At 39.4% G+C, this 14939-nt stretch carries 12 protein-coding genes, 1 tRNA gene and 1 other annotated feature; all 13 genes read right to left on the bottom strand.

The window, feature by feature from the left end; genetic code table 11:
* Window positions 1–143: 143 nt before the first annotated feature.
* Window positions 144–1409, bottom strand: coding sequence for an ATP-dependent protease ATP-binding subunit ClpX (clpX, locus tag FI644_RS16045; protein ID WP_053477202.1), 1266 nt, complete (start codon window positions 1407–1409; stop codon window positions 144–146).
* Window positions 1410–1849: 440 nt separating this feature from the next.
* The gene (tig, locus tag FI644_RS16040; protein ID WP_053477203.1) at window positions 1850–3133 is read right to left on the bottom strand and encodes a trigger factor; all 1284 of its coding nucleotides are present in this window, start codon (window positions 3131–3133) and stop codon (window positions 1850–1852) included.
* Window positions 3134–3295: 162 nt separating this feature from the next.
* The gene (locus tag FI644_RS16035) at window positions 3296–4318 is read right to left on the bottom strand and encodes a tetratricopeptide repeat protein (protein WP_053477204.1); all 1023 of its coding nucleotides are present in this window, start codon (window positions 4316–4318) and stop codon (window positions 3296–3298) included.
* A gap of 102 nt (window positions 4319–4420) precedes the next feature.
* Window positions 4421–5014: a 3-isopropylmalate dehydratase small subunit gene (gene leuD, locus FI644_RS16030; RefSeq protein ID WP_053477205.1), complete on the bottom strand. Its 594-nt coding sequence runs from the start codon at window positions 5012–5014 to the stop codon at window positions 4421–4423.
* A gap of 19 nt (window positions 5015–5033) precedes the next feature.
* On the bottom strand, window positions 5034–6446 hold the full coding sequence (gene leuC / locus FI644_RS16025; RefSeq protein ID WP_053477206.1) for a 3-isopropylmalate dehydratase large subunit: 1413 nt from the start codon (window positions 6444–6446) through the stop codon (window positions 5034–5036).
* 457 nt (window positions 6447–6903) lie between these two features.
* Window positions 6904–8016, bottom strand: a complete 1113-nt coding sequence (leuB, locus tag FI644_RS16020; protein ID WP_053477207.1) for a 3-isopropylmalate dehydrogenase — start codon at window positions 8014–8016, stop codon at window positions 6904–6906.
* Window positions 8017–8082: 66 nt separating this feature from the next.
* A complete protein-coding gene (locus FI644_RS16015) occupies window positions 8083–9630 on the bottom strand; it encodes a 2-isopropylmalate synthase (RefSeq protein WP_053477208.1) in 1548 nt (515 codons plus the stop codon).
* Window positions 9617–10639 carry a ketol-acid reductoisomerase gene (ilvC, locus tag FI644_RS16010; RefSeq protein ID WP_053477209.1) on the bottom strand — a complete coding sequence of 341 codons (1023 nt, stop codon included), beginning with the start codon at window positions 10637–10639 and terminating at the stop codon, window positions 9617–9619. Before ilvC ends, FI644_RS16015 begins: the two co-directional genes overlap by 14 nt.
* A 26-nt stretch (window positions 10640–10665) precedes the next feature.
* Window positions 10666–11184 carry an acetolactate synthase small subunit gene (gene ilvN / locus FI644_RS16005; RefSeq protein WP_053477210.1) on the bottom strand — a complete coding sequence of 173 codons (519 nt, stop codon included), beginning with the start codon at window positions 11182–11184 and terminating at the stop codon, window positions 10666–10668.
* On the bottom strand, window positions 11181–12896 hold the full coding sequence (gene ilvB / locus FI644_RS16000) for an acetolactate synthase large subunit (RefSeq protein ID WP_053477211.1): 1716 nt from the start codon (window positions 12894–12896) through the stop codon (window positions 11181–11183). The genes ilvN and ilvB overlap by 4 nt, the downstream gene beginning before the upstream one ends.
* A 78-nt stretch (window positions 12897–12974) precedes the next feature.
* Window positions 12975–13230 (bottom strand) — a binding site (T-box leader).
* Window positions 13231–13591: 361 nt separating this feature from the next.
* A tRNA-Arg gene (locus FI644_RS15995) sits at window positions 13592–13668 on the bottom strand.
* 127 nt (window positions 13669–13795) lie between these two features.
* Entirely contained in the window at window positions 13796–14317 is a 522-nt protein-coding gene (locus FI644_RS15990) for a metallophosphoesterase family protein (protein WP_053477212.1), read from the bottom strand.
* Window positions 14314–14925, bottom strand: coding sequence for an XTP/dITP diphosphatase (locus tag FI644_RS15985; RefSeq protein WP_053477213.1), 612 nt, complete (start codon window positions 14923–14925; stop codon window positions 14314–14316). Before FI644_RS15985 ends, FI644_RS15990 begins: the two co-directional genes overlap by 4 nt.
* Window positions 14926–14939 lie beyond the last annotated feature (14 nt).

Here is a 14939-nt window from a genome sequence, read left to right as displayed (position 1 = left end):
ATCTGTTGTAAAAAATTGGGCTGCAAGAAATGCGGAAGCGCCTTAGATCATCGCCGTACAAACTGGAAGTGCCACGAATGAGATAAACGAGACACAATGAGAAAAACCAAACCCTATAATGGTTTGGCCTCTCTAAATTTTATTCAAGCTGAAGTTTTTCGTTCCTCATCAATAATTGTACCATCTTCAAGAATCAGCTTTGGTGAAGCATTATCAGTGATCGCTTCTTTCGTAATAATGCATTTCTTAATATCCTCACGTGAAGGAAGCTCAAACATCACATCTAACATGATTCCTTCAATGATAGAACGCAGTCCGCGAGCACCTGTTTTACGTTCAATTGCCTTTTTAGCAATTTCAGTAAGTGCCTCTTCCTCGAACTCAAGCTCTACTTCATCAAGTTCAAGCATTTTTTGATATTGTTTAACAAGCGCATTTTTTGGCTTTGTTAAAATTTCAATTAATGCTTCTTCATCTAATGGTGTTAGACTTGAAATAACTGGAAGACGACCGATGAATTCTGGAATAAGCCCAAATCTTAATAAATCCTCAGGAAGTACTTTTGATAACAGGCTCTTTTGATCAAGTTCATTTTGTTTCGTATCTGATCCAAACCCAATGACCTTTTGACCTAATCGGCGTTTAATAATTTGCTCAATCCCATCAAAGGCTCCACCACAAATAAACAAAATATTTGTTGTATCAATTTGGATAAATTCTTGATGAGGATGTTTACGTCCACCTTGAGGTGGTACACTTGCAACCGTTCCCTCTAATATTTTCAACAGTGCTTGCTGTACCCCTTCCCCAGATACATCTCTAGTAATGGATGGGTTTTCAGACTTTCTCGCTACCTTATCAATTTCATCAATATAAATAATTCCCTTTTCCGCTTTTTCAACGTCATAGTCAGCAGATTGAATGAGCTTTAAAAGGATGTTCTCTACATCCTCTCCCACATACCCTGCTTCTGTTAATGAAGTCGCATCAGCAATAGCAAACGGAACATTTAAAATACGGGCTAATGTTTGTGCAAGTAATGTTTTCCCGCTTCCAGTCGGCCCGATCATGGCAATATTACTTTTTGAAAGTTCCACATCATCAATTTTGCTGTTAGAGTTAATGCGCTTGTAATGGTTATACACGGCAACGGATAACGATTTCTTTGCTTGGTCTTGACCAATGACATATTCGTCAAGAATATCTCGGATTTCTGACGGCTTTGGTACATCTTTAAATTCTACTTCTTCTTCTGTTCCAAGCTCTTCTTCTACAATTTCTGTGCAGAGTTCTATACACTCATCACATATATAAACACCTGGTCCGGCAACAAGCTTTCGTACTTGATCCTGTGTTTTGCCACAGAATGAACACTTTAATTGCCCTTTTTCATCATTAAATTTAAACAAATCCTTCACCCCTTGAAAACTTCAAATCATTATATTAAGCTTGTGCGAATCATATGCAAACAAATAAAATTCAGCCGTTTGTTACTAAATATATTAAGCACGTAATCCAATGCTCATCCTATTTAGACTTACCTTTTCTTACAACAATTGTTATGTATTGCATTGTAACACATTTCCACTTTGGACAGGAAATGAAAACTCTTAATTACTTAATTAGATTATGTATGACTGCTTGCATAGCGGATTCGTTTAAGGTTGGCTGTAAAAAAAGATATTCTAAATAAGCTTAACCAATTATGGTCAAGTTAAGTCAATAGATTTTATCCAAAAACTTCATATGTATGTGTATGTATTATCATTTCTTCTATTCTATTGTACAAAACAAGGCACGATTACTCGCGCCTTGTTCATTATGTTTTATCTAGCTTTAATAATATTTATTAAACAGTTTTACTGTTTTCTACAATGAAATCAACTGCTTTTTTAACTTGAAGATCTGCTTTTATGCCTTCAAGACTGCCTAGAGCTTTTTGGATATTTTCAACTGTCATGTTGTACATTTCAGCCATTTTATTAAGCTCTGCAGTTACTTCTTCATCTGTTACTTCGATGTTTTCTGCTTTTGCAATTGCTTCAAGTGTTAAGTTCATACGAACACGCTTTTCAGCATCTTCCTTCATTTGCTCACGTAATGCACTCTCTTCTTGACCTGAGAATTGGAAGTAAAGCTCAAGATTCATTCCTTGCATTTGCAGGCGTTGTTCAAATTCGTTCATCATACGGTCAATTTCTGTATCAACCATTACTGATGGAAGATCAATTTCTGCATTTGCAGAAGCTTTTTCCACTACAGTATCTTGAACAAAATGTTCAGCTTCATGCTTCTTGCTTTCTTCAAGACGAGTTCTTAGTTTTTCTTTAAGAGCAGCTAAAGTTTCAACTTCTTCATCTGCGTCTTTTGCAAATTCATCATTTAATTCAGGAAGTTCTTTCGTTTTGATTTCATGAACAGTCACTTTAAATACTGCAGGTTTTCCTGCTAATTCAGCAGCATGGTATTCTTCAGGGAAAGTAACTTCAACATCTTTTGATTCTCCAGAAGCAACACCAACTAATTTCTCTTCAAATCCTGGAATGAATTGACCTGAACCAAGTTCAAGAGAATAATTTTCTGCTTTTCCGCCTTCAAATGCTTCTCCATCAACAAATCCTTCAAAGTCCATAACAACTGTGTCGCCGTTTTCAGCTTTGCCTTCTTCTTTTACAACAAGCTCAGCAAGTCTTTCTTGCATAGACTTTAATTCATTGTCAACATCTTCTTCTGTTACTTCAGTATCAAACTTTTCTACTTCAAGCCCTTTGTATTCGCCTAATTTAACTTCTGGCTTTACAGTTACAGTTGCTTTGAAGATTAAGCTCTTGCCTTTTTCAATTTGCTCTACATCAATTTCAGGACGATCAACTGGCTCAATACCAGTTTCTTCGATTGCATTTGCATATGCTTCTGGAAGAAGAATATCAACTGCATCTTGATAAAGTGATTCAATACCGAAACGCTTTTCGAACATTCCGCGAGGCATTTTTCCTTTACGGAAACCTGGTACATTTACTTGTTTTACTACTTTTTTGAATGCAGCGTCTAAACCTTCATTAACTTTTTCTGCATTTACTTCAATTGTAAGAACCCCTTGGTTCCCTTCTAGCTTTTCAAATTTTGCAGACATAAATTTAATTCCCTCCAACAATCTATTATCATTTCATACGTAACAAATGGATATGGATAAAGCTTGGTTAGCAAGCTTTATACATTTTTAACATAAAAAATACCATCTACATATACAACCATTATATTATACCACACGTTCCTTTTCTTTCAACAAGGAAGACTAAAAATCGGAAGATGAAATTTCTTCAAGCTGTTTTAATTCTAGCAGTGCAGCTTTCATCTCTTCTATTCTCACATCATATAGCAATACGAGTTCTTCATCCATGCTTAAACCTAGGTATTCAGCTATGAGGGCATGATAGGCTGCTGCCCAAACTTTTTCCTCATACGTATCTAGCTGAAACGGATAGAGAATAAAAGAATGGCGGCTAATTAGGCTTTTTATATTTTCAAACAAGATTGGGTCTTCATGCTCGATTTGGCTGCTAAGGAGGTGAAGTAGCGACTCTATCTCTGGCTGCTTATGAACAGGAGGAAGCTGAACCGGAATAACCGATAACGTTCTTCCCAGCTTTTCAACAAGGACTTCTTTGTCATATTCATGCTCAATTAATACATTAAGCAGCATCGTTTTGAAGAAAGGAGATCCCTCCTGCGAGTGGAGATATGTACTTATCTCACCAATATACGCCCGAATATTTTTCTCTGCTAACTGGGCAGCCAAATTCATTTGTGCTTGTTGGGTCTTGAAAGCGAACAAATCAAGGTCTTTATCCAATTCTTCCATTGCCGCTTCTTCATCTTGCATTTCAGGCTTGTCCTTTGCCATTCTCCTGCTAAATTCTAACATTTGGGTAAAGCTTTCATATTTTTCCGTTGGAATCTCCTTTTCCTCTAATAGAATCTCTATCGTCGTTACAATTTCATCATATTGATGAAGCTGAACAAGAATCATTAAGTATAAGTCAATAATTTGGATGTATTCCCCAATTCCCTTTTGCAGCATATCCGCCGCTATTTCCTTTGCCTTTTGCAATGATCCCCATTCAAAATATGCGAGTACTAATCCAATATAAATATCGCTATTTTCTGGGTCTAATTGTTTTGCTTCTTCTAAGTGCTCGGTCGCTTCCCGGAATCTTTTCTGTTGCATTTTTTCAAGCCCTTTTTCAAGAAGCCTTTTTTCCAGATCGGGAAAAAGGATTACTTTATTATTTAGTTTTTTCCGATCTCGTTTCTTCATGCAGTCCCCGCCCTACTTGATTTTGAAGTAAGTTTAGCATGAAAACTTTAAAAAAACAAAAAAGATCCACAGCTCTCACCTCCGCTGTGAACCTTTTGGCAATCATGATATAACCGCTCTGGAACGCTCAAATTGTGCTATTTTCTCATCTAATTGCAGGGTAATTTCAATTTCGTCCCATCCATTTAAAAGCATCCTCTTCCAATACGCTGTGATCGGAAAGGAGGCTAAAAAGCCATTATTATCTGTTACCGTTTCCTTTTCGAGATCAATCGTTAAGTGGTATGGCTGATTTTGTGCCTTTTCAATTAAATACGCTACTTCTTCTGCTTGCAGTTTGAGAGGAAGCATCCCATTTTTCAAGCAATTTTGATGGAAAATATCTGCAAATGATGGTGCAATCACAACTTTAAAGCCGTAATCCGACAGCGCCCAAGGCGCATGTTCTCTAGAGGATCCACACCCAAAGTTCTCATTGGCAATTAGGATCGATGCACTTTGATTTTTCGGCTGGTTCAATTCAAAATCAGGATTCTCCTCGCCTTCTTTTGTATACCGCCAATCATAAAATAAATATTGACCAAACCCTGTTTTCTCAATTCTTTTCAAAAATTGCTTCGGAATAATTTGATCTGTATCTACATTCGCCCGATCCATTGCAACTGCTTTTCCTACTATCGTTCTAAATCCACTCATATTTTCACATCCTTTTTATTTACAGTGCTTCAACAGATACCTTTTCACTGACATCAACAAAACGCCCATATAGTGCGGCGGCAGCAGCCATCACTGGGCTGACTAAATGCGTTCTAGCGCCTGTCCCTTGTCTCCCTTCGAAATTACGATTTGAAGTGGATGCACAATGCTCCCCGCTTGGAACAATATCATTATTCATACTCAGACACATGCTGCAGCCTGATTCCCGCCATTCGAACCCAGCCTTTTGAAAAATTACATCTAATCCTTCAGACTCAGCTTCCTTCTTAACTTGCTGAGATCCTGGTACGACTAAAGCCCTTACAGTTGGGTGAACATTTTTTCCTTTTACCATTTCAGCGGCTTGACGTAAATCTTCTAAACGTGAATTTGTACATGAACCAATAAACACATGTTGTATTTCAATGTCAGCAATTTTCTGTCCTTCTTTTAGACCCATGTAATCAATTGCTCTTTCTAGCGACTTTTGTTCGAGTTCATTTTTACAATCTTTTAAGTATGGAATAGAATCTTTTATACCGGATGTCATCGAGGGATTTGTTCCCCAGCTTACCATCGGTGTAATTACATTCGCATCAATCATTATCGTCCGATCAAATCCGGCATCATCGTCAGATGCAAGCTCTCTCCACTGCATGACAGTCTTTTTAAACGCTTCTCCTTTTGGTGTGTGCTTCCTTCCTTCTAAATAAGAAAATGTTGTTTCATCCGGGCTTATCAAACCAGCTCTTGCGCCTCCTTCTATTGACATATTACAAATGGTCATCCGCTCTTCCATTGACATCCTTTTAATAACCTCTCCACAATATTCAATGACGTGCCCTTGCCCAAAATTGACACCATGTTTGGAAAGAATATAAAGGATGACATCTTTAGACGTAACCCCTTTTCGAAGCTGTCCATTTATTTCGATTTTTAATGTTTTCGGTTTCGTTTGCCAAAGCGTTTGTGTCGCTAACACATGTTCCACTTCGCTCGTACCTATTCCAAAGGCAATTGCTCCCAATGCCCCGTGTGTAGAAGTATGACTGTCACCGCAAACAATCGTCATCCCCGGCTGTGTTAGTCCAAGCTCTGGACCTATCACATGAACGATTCCCTGCTCTGGACTGTCCATTCCAGCAAGCGGGATGCCGAATTCCAAACAGTTTTTTTCCAAAGTCGTCATTTGATTTAAAGCAACTGGGTCATCGATTTTATATCGATTAACGGTTGGTACATTATGATCCATCGTCGCAAACGTTCTCTCTGGTTGTCTAACTCGTCGTTTTTTCATTCTCAACCCAGAAAATGCCTGTGGGGAGGTTACCTCATGTACTAAGTGAAGATCAATATAGATTAAATCTGGTTCCCCTTCCTCTTGATGGACTACATGCTTTTCCCATATCTTATCAATAATTGTTTTCCCCATTTTTTCCTCCTGCTTTCTTTTTTAAAAGAAACACGACCATGTTTGGTCGTGTTTCCTATTAATAAATTTCATTTCTGCCATTGCTGCTACTCGGCCCTTTAGGATCAACAAAGCAATCCAACTTGAAGGAGAGAGAACAATTATCAAGTAACACCTTGCTCACCTTGATTTCAGTAAATAAGTAATTTTAGATAAATTGGTACTCAATAGGGGCTATTGATTCCTCAACATGTGTAGTTTTAGTTCAAACTGCACTCAATAGAGGCTATTGGTTCCTCTAAATGTCTAGTTTTAGTTCAAACCGGACTCTATATGGGCTATTGATTCCTCTAAATGTCTAGTTTTAGTTCAAACTGGACTCTATAGGGGCTATTGATACCTCTAAGTGTGTAATTTAAATTCAAACTGTACTCAATAACGGTAGACTGTCGCCCCTATGCGAGCAGGCTTCGCTTTTCTATGCGTACGCACTCATGATATGCATAATTGCTTCATTATCCATAAGTGTTGCTTTTACTTCTTCAACCATTTCTTTAGTTGTTACAGGCTTTTTGCCAAATGTCATAATATCTTTTGTTCTGTATCCTGCTTCAAGCACTTGGTTTACAGCTTGCTCAACCGCTTCAGCCTCCTCATGCATACTAAATGATAGACGAAGCATCATGGCAGCTGACAGAATCATAGCTAGTGGATTTGCTGTATTTTCCCCTTCAATATCAGGTGCTGAGCCATGGATTGGTTCATAAAGATATGGGCCATCTTCAGATAGACTTGCTGAAGGAAGCATGCCTAATGATCCAGTTAAAACGGATGCCTCATCGCTTAAAATATCGCCAAACATATTCTCGGTAACAACGACATCAAAACGTTTCGGTTTTTTAATCATTTGCATGGCTGCATTGTCTACAAGCATGTGTTCAAGTTCGACAGCTGGATATTCTTTAGCAACGGATTCTGCTACTTCCCTCCACATTCGGCTGGATTCTAACACATTTGCTTTGTCGACAGAAGTTACTTTCCCTTTTCTTTCTTTAGCAAGCTGGAATGCTAGTTTAATCACTCTTTCCATTTCTGCTCTTTTGTAATAAAGCGTATCCACTACTTCGTCTTCACCATTTTTTCGTGTACGCTCGCTCGGTTTGCCGAAATAAAGACCGCCAGTTAATTCTCTTACCATGACCATGTCTACGCCTTCAATTACTTCCTTGCGAAGCGGTGAAGATTCTGCAAGACTGGCATAATAGCTCGTTGGTCTAAGGTTCGCATATAGACTAAGTTCTTTTCGAATTTTTAATAGTCCACGCTCAGGACGAAGGTGGGTAGGCTGACTTTCCCATTTCGGACCGCCAACTGCACCTAGTAAAATCGCATCGCTTTGTTTACACAGCTCAATTGTTTCATTCGGAAGTGGGGACCCAACCGCATCGATTGCTTCTCCACCGATTAATCCGTATTGAAAATAGAACTGGTGTCCGAAACGCTCTCCAACAGCTTGCAAAACTTCAATAGCTCCCTTAGTCACTTCTTTTCCGATTCCATCTCCTGGTAGTACTGCGATACGTTTTTTCATTGTTATCCCTCCGTCTTGTGATTATGATGAATCTTGATAACTGTTGATTACAACCGGTCTTTCTAGTTATGGAGTAAAGCACATTTCCGGTTCTGGCCCCTTATCCTTCATATAGATGACTCTGTTAATCGCATTTAAATAAGCTTTTGCCGATGCCTCCAGCACATCTTGTGCAAGCCCCCGTCCACTTGTTTCAATATCCAGATAAGTAAGCTTCACATATACTTGTGCCAGGGCATCTCTCCCTCCCCCGACAGACTGGATACGGTAATCTAAGAGGTTGATTGACCCTTCCACACATTTTTCCAATGTATTATAGAGGGCTTCTATACTTCCTGCTCCCGTTCCAGCCTCCTGGATGACTTCTTTATCCGCCCCTGATAAAGTAACCGTTGCGGTTGGTATTTGATTTGTCCCATATTGGATTTGCAAATGAATTAATTCATAGAATCGCTCTTCCTTTGACAGCTCTTCCTCAAGGACAAGAGCAACCAAGTCTTCGTCAGTCATTTCTTTTTTGCGGTCAGCCAAATCCTTAAATGCGCTAAATAGCGGCTTAATATTTTCCTCAGGAACGTTAAGTCCCAATTCATCTAACCGGTTTTTAAAGGCATGTCTGCCAGAATGCTTTCCTAAAACTAATGAGTTGGACTGGAAGCCTACTAAGTCCGGAGAAATAATTTCATAGGTTGTTTTTTCCTTAAGTACGCCATCCTGATGAATCCCAGATTCGTGTGCATATGCATTTTTGCCGACAACTGCCTTATTAGCAGGAACGATCATTCCAGTAAGCTTGCTAACAAGACTGCTTGTTCGGCTTATCTCATGAAGATTTAACCGGGTGGATGCCTGATAGTAATCCTTTCTGATATGCAAGGCTACCGCAAATTCCTCCAATGCAGCATTTCCTGCTCTTTCCCCAATGCCATTTATTGTCCCTTCCACTTGCGTGGCACCATTTTCTACTGCTGCAAGTGAATTTGCGATGGCCATTCCTAAATCATCATGACAATGGGTTGATAAAGAAACTTTATTAATAGAAGGAACATTTTCTTTTAAGTATTTAAAAATAGCTCCATATTCTTGTGGTGTTCCATATCCGACAGTATCAGGAATATTAATTACTCTCGCCCCAGCCTGAATGACTTTTTCAATAATTTCTGCCAAAAACGGCAGCTCCGTTCTCGAAGCGTCTTCTGCAGACCATTGAATAATCGGGAATTTCTTCGCTGCATATTTTACTGTTTCTACAGCTGTATGAATGACTTCTTCTTTCGACATTTTCAATTTGTATTCTCGATGAATCGGCGAAGTTGCAAGAAAGGTATGGAGTCTTGGCTCTGCACCGTCTTTCAGCGCTTCCCATGCTGCATCGATATCTGAGATAACTGCACGAGCAAGTCCTGTGACAGAACAATTTTTTATCGTTTGGGCAATTTTTTGTACGGATGAGAAGTCGCCTTTCGATGCGGCAGGAAAACCAGCTTCCATAATATCTACATCTAATCTTTCCAGCTGCTTAGCGATTTCTAGCTTTTCCGAAAAATTAAGATTCACACCTGCTGACTGTTCTCCATCCCTTAAGGTCGTGTCGAATATTTTAATGGTTTGCACTAGCAACAGCTTCCTTCTTTTTTCCGCTATTAACGAACGGCATCATTTTTCTAAGTTCTCTGCCCACCTGCTCAATTTGATGCTGCTTTTCTCTTTCATTTACTGCATTAAATACAGGACGATTTGCTTGATTTTCTAAGATCCAGCCTTTCGCAAATTTCCCTTCCTGAATATCTTTAAGAACAGCTTTCATTTCTTCCTTCACTCTTCCATCAACTACTCGTGGTCCGCTGACAAAATCTCCCCATTGTGCTGTATCTGAAATTGAATAGCGCATTCCTTCTAATCCGCCTTCATACATTAAGTCAACAATCAGCTTCAATTCATGCAAGCATTCAAAGTAGGCTAATTCTGGCTGATATCCTGCTTCGACTAACGTTTCAAAGCCTGCTTTAACAAGTGAGGTCAATCCTCCACAAAGGACAGCCTGTTCCCCAAATAGATCGGTTTCTGTTTCCTCCTTAAAGGTGGTTTCTAATGCACCTGCACGTAATGCCCCAATGCCTCTTGCATAAGCTAGAGCAAGCTCTTGTGCTTCACCAGATACATCTTGATAGATGGCAAACAAAGCTGGGACGCCTGCATCTTGTTCAAATGTTCTCCTTACAAGATGGCCAGGACCTTTAGGGGCAACGAGAAGCACATCGCTTTCCTTTGGTGGAACAATTTGATTGAAATGAACATTAAAACCGTGTGCAAACATGAGTGCCTGATTTGTTAAATTCGGTTCAATTTCTTCTTTATATACTTTCGTCTGGAGTTCATCTGGCAAAAGAATCATGACCACGTCTGCCTGTGCTGTTGCTTCCCCTACTGAATATACTTGAAAGCCATCTTCTGCTGCTTTATCCCATGATTTCCCTTTGCGAAGCCCAATAACGACTTCAACTCCGCTGTCTCTCAGGTTTAATGCATGTGCATGACCTTGTGATCCATACCCGATCACCGCTACCTTCTTTCCATTTAAATAAGCTGGATTCGCATCTCCGTTATAGTACATTTTCGCCATTATTATCTTCCTTTCTTTTTTTAAAATTAAACGATTGAATATGTTTTTTGCGGATTAACAGGTTTTTGTGTTCCTCTTGGGAATGCTGTCGTTCCTGTGCGAGCAAGCTCCTTAATTCCATAAGGCTTAATCAGTTCGATAAATGCTTCAATTTTATCTGATTCTCCTGTTATTTGAATGACTAAGCTATCCTTGCTTATATCAATAACCGCTGCCCGAAATGGTTCGATTAATGCGTAAAGTTCATTTCTTGTTTGCGGGGTAGAGAGCACTTTAATTAATGCCAGTTCTCTTGCAACAATTGCCTGATCACTAATATCTGTTACTTTTAAAATATCAATCTGTTTATTCAGCTGTTTTGTAATTTGCTCAGCTTCCCGATCACTTTCTACATGAATCACACAAGTAATTCTTGATATTCCTTCCTGTTCGGTCAATCCTACAGAAATGCTTTCAATATTATAATTCCTCTTTGAAAAAAGATTCGTAATTCGATTGAGAACACCAGGGCGATTCATAACAGTCATACTAATAATTTTTTTCAAGGTTTCACACCTACCATTTCATGCAGCCCTTTCCCTGGGGCAATCATCGGATAGACATTCTCATCAGGATCAATTCGGATATCAAGCAGAACAGGCTCTCGGCTATTCAACACTTCTTCAAAAAGGACATCTGCTTCCTCCGCATTATTTATTTCATATCCTTTTATCCCATAAGCTTCTGCTAGCTTTACAAAGGAAGGCTGGATAGGAATTTTACTATGGGAATACCGTTTGTCATAAAAAATTTCCTGCCATTGCCGTACCATTCCGAGTGATAAATTATTGAATATTGCGATTTTTATAGGGAGATTTAGTTCTTTAATGACCGTCAGCTCTTGTGTAGACATTTGAAATCCCCCATCCCCAAGAACAGCAATGACACACCGGTCCGGATCAGCAAGCTGCGCTCCAATGCTTGCTGGTAAACCAAATCCCATGGTTCCAAGGCCACCTGAAGTCACCCATCTATTCGCCTTTTTAAATTGATAATACTGTGCTGCCCACATTTGGTGCTGCCCAACATCCGTGACGACGATTGCATCCCCGGCTGTTTTTTCATAAAGCATCTCTAACACTTTTTGTGGCTTAAGAGTGTCTGACTCCCCGTAATGATAAGGATATTCCACTTGCCATTTATGAATTTGTTCCAGCCATTCCAAATGGGCTGGCGGTTTTCCATTTTGCTTGATTAATTCCTTCAATGCTTCTTTTGCATCTGCAACAACTGGTATGGCTGTTGGAACATTTTTTCCAATTTCAGCTGGATCAATATCGATGTGAGCAACCGTTGCTTGAGGGGCAAAAAATTGTAAATTCCCTGTAAGCCTGTCATCAAATCTTGCTCCGATATTAATTAATAAATCACATTCACTTAAGCCCATATTCGATGCATAACAGCCATGCATACCTGCTAATCCGACGAACAGCCGATGGTCTGCTGGGAATCCCCCTAATCCGAGAAGTGTATGAATGACTGGAAGCTGCTGCTGTTCTGCGTATTCTTTTAATTCATTCGAAGCCTGCGCAAGAAGGACACCAGCTCCAGCAAGAATAACTGGCTTTCTCGCTCGGCTAACTGCCTCAGATAGTTTTCTAATTTGCAAATAGTTAGGCTGTACGGTTGGCTGATAGCCAGGTAGCTTTATCTCTTGTTCTTCTGGAGGTTTTGATACAGACGCTGCAATATCTTTTGGAATGTCTATCAAGACTGGCCCCGGCCTTCCGCTTGTGGCAATATAAAATGCCTCTTTCACAATTCGAGGGATGTCTTCAATGCTTCGCACCTGGTAATTGTATTTTGTAATCGGTGTTGTAATTCCTAGAACATCCGCTTCCTGGAAAGCATCAGAACCGATTACACTTGTCTGGACCTGACCAGTGAATACAACGAGCGGCAGAGAGTCCATCATTGCGTCTGTGAGACCCGTAACAATATTAGTTGCTCCTGGGCCAGAAGTAGCAATCACAACTCCAGGCTTTCCGGAAATTCTTGCATACCCCTCCGCTGCATGAATTCCTCCTTGCTCATGTCTTGGCAAAACGTGGAGAATTTTTGAATCATAAAGCTTGTCATAAATCGGAAGCACAGCCCCTCCAGGATATCCAAAAATCACTTCCACCTTTTCTTTTTCCAAGGCCTCTAATAACAGATCGGCACCAGTGACCATTTCGGTCTTAGCCTTTGATTCTGTCATGGCAGCTTGCTGCAACATTTGTATAAAACCTCCTCTTTTTCCTTTAATTCAATATAAAAAGCCTTTCCGCCCCTTAAAAACCTACTAATCCTAGGTATAAGGGGTGAAAAGGCTTTAATCCCATTCCACGGTACCACCCTAAATTCACGCATTACGCATGCACTTATGGACATCTGTTCCTGTCCGTTTTGATAACGGGTGGTAGACACCCGACCAACTCTACTCGATTGACTCTTTCAAGCTGATGCTCTGAGGTGAGTTCATCTTATGGTGGAATTACCGGTTCACAGCAGCTCCGGCTCTCTGCAAAATTCCAATTCATAAAACTACTTATCCTCTTCTTCACTTTATGGCTATGATATTTTATGTTTTAACACTTTAAACCATTGAATTTTTAGGTTAAAAAAAACTATGTATTAATTGGTTTCGCTAACCTAAAAGTTGGCTGGTTTTTATTTCATAATTTTTTAATTTCTTATATTGAGGACTATCTTACGCCCATTTTATTAAACCGTCAACACCCTTTTTGAAAATTATTTGATAATTTAAATTAATCTGATTTATTGTATCCGCTTTCATTGTTGAGGTATACACAATCTATACATTTAAAAATTTTTTTATTTCTTGAAACGTTGTTACTTTTTAAAAATAAAAAAACTCACTTTTAAAAGTGAGTTTAAACGGTAAGATATGTAGTTTAACTGATGTGTAAATGGCGTCCCAGGAGAGATTCGAACTCCCGACCGTACGCTTAGAAGGCGTATGCTCTATCCAGCTGAGCTACTGGGACTTAATATTTTCAAAAAAGTAATCCAAAGACAAGTTTTATTATATAAGGCATATAATTAAAAGTCAACACAAAAATAAATGTTTTTTTGTCAGGGAAGCTTTTTAGCTTCCCTAACAGTATATGCTGTTCAATCTCTTTTTGGAAGTGAAAATACTTGAGTTAAATCATCTAGCTTTCCATGTGTAAGATCGTGAACATGCAGCTTCATTTCATTTTCACTTAACTCTAAAATAACAAATGTTTTTTCCGTTCTGCCCCTTGGCAGCCTAATACTCCCAGGATTAATAAACATAATACCTTCAATCATTTCTGCACCAAGGAAATGAGAATGCCCGAAACAGACAATATTAGCGGCTGCTTCTTGCGCACGTAAGGAAAGATTTAATAATGTAGATTTAACTCCATACCGATGACCATGTGTAACAAAAACACGAAGGCCGCCAAGTTCTTTAATTAGGTCTTCAGGAAATGTCCCTATGAAGTCACAATTTCCCTGAACAACATGGAAGTTTTCTAGAGCTTCCTCGTCAGCTTGCAGCTCTGAATCTCCACAATGAATCATCATCTGTACTTCATGGGCATATCGAGCTTTTATTTCCAGCAGCTCTTCCGTAAGTCCATGACTATCACTGACAATTAAAATTTTCACCTTTTTTCAGCTCCCGCCAGAAGAGAAGGCAGCTCGCTTTCTAATTTTCGAAGTGCATTTGCACGATGACTAATCTGAGCTTTTTCTTCTGGTTCCAGCTCTGCCATTGCTTTTCCTTTCTCAATTGCAAAGAATATCGGATCGTAGCCAAATCCGTAGGAACCCCTTTTTTCTCGTAGGATCCTTCCTTCACAAGTCCCTAAGACAGTAAACGTTTCCTGGTCTGGAGAAGCAACTGCAAGGGCACAGTAAAATCTTGCATGTCGTTCATTTTCAGGGACATTTTCAAGCTCTTTTAGCACTTTGGTCATATTTGCTTCATCATTTTTCTCTTCTCCTGCATACCGCGCAGAAAAAATTCCAGGTCTCCCATCGAGTGCATCAATCGCTAGACCTGAATCATCAGCAATCACCATTCTGCCCAAAACCTTAGATATCGTTTCCGCTTTTAATATCGCATTTTCCTCGAAGGTGGCTCCTGTCTCTTCCACATCCTGTATTTCAGGAAAATCTAGCAGTGTCTTAACCTCAATGCCGAGCGGCTGGAACATTCGTGTAAATTCCTTTGCTTTTCCCTGATTCTTTGTTGCTATAATCACTTCTGACATTCTTTAAGCACCTT

Source organism: Cytobacillus solani (genome assembly GCF_006704205.1).
GTDB lineage: Bacteria > Bacillota > Bacilli > Bacillales > Cytobacillaceae > Cytobacillus > Cytobacillus solani.
This window is presented reverse-complemented; position numbering and strand designations above follow the sequence as displayed.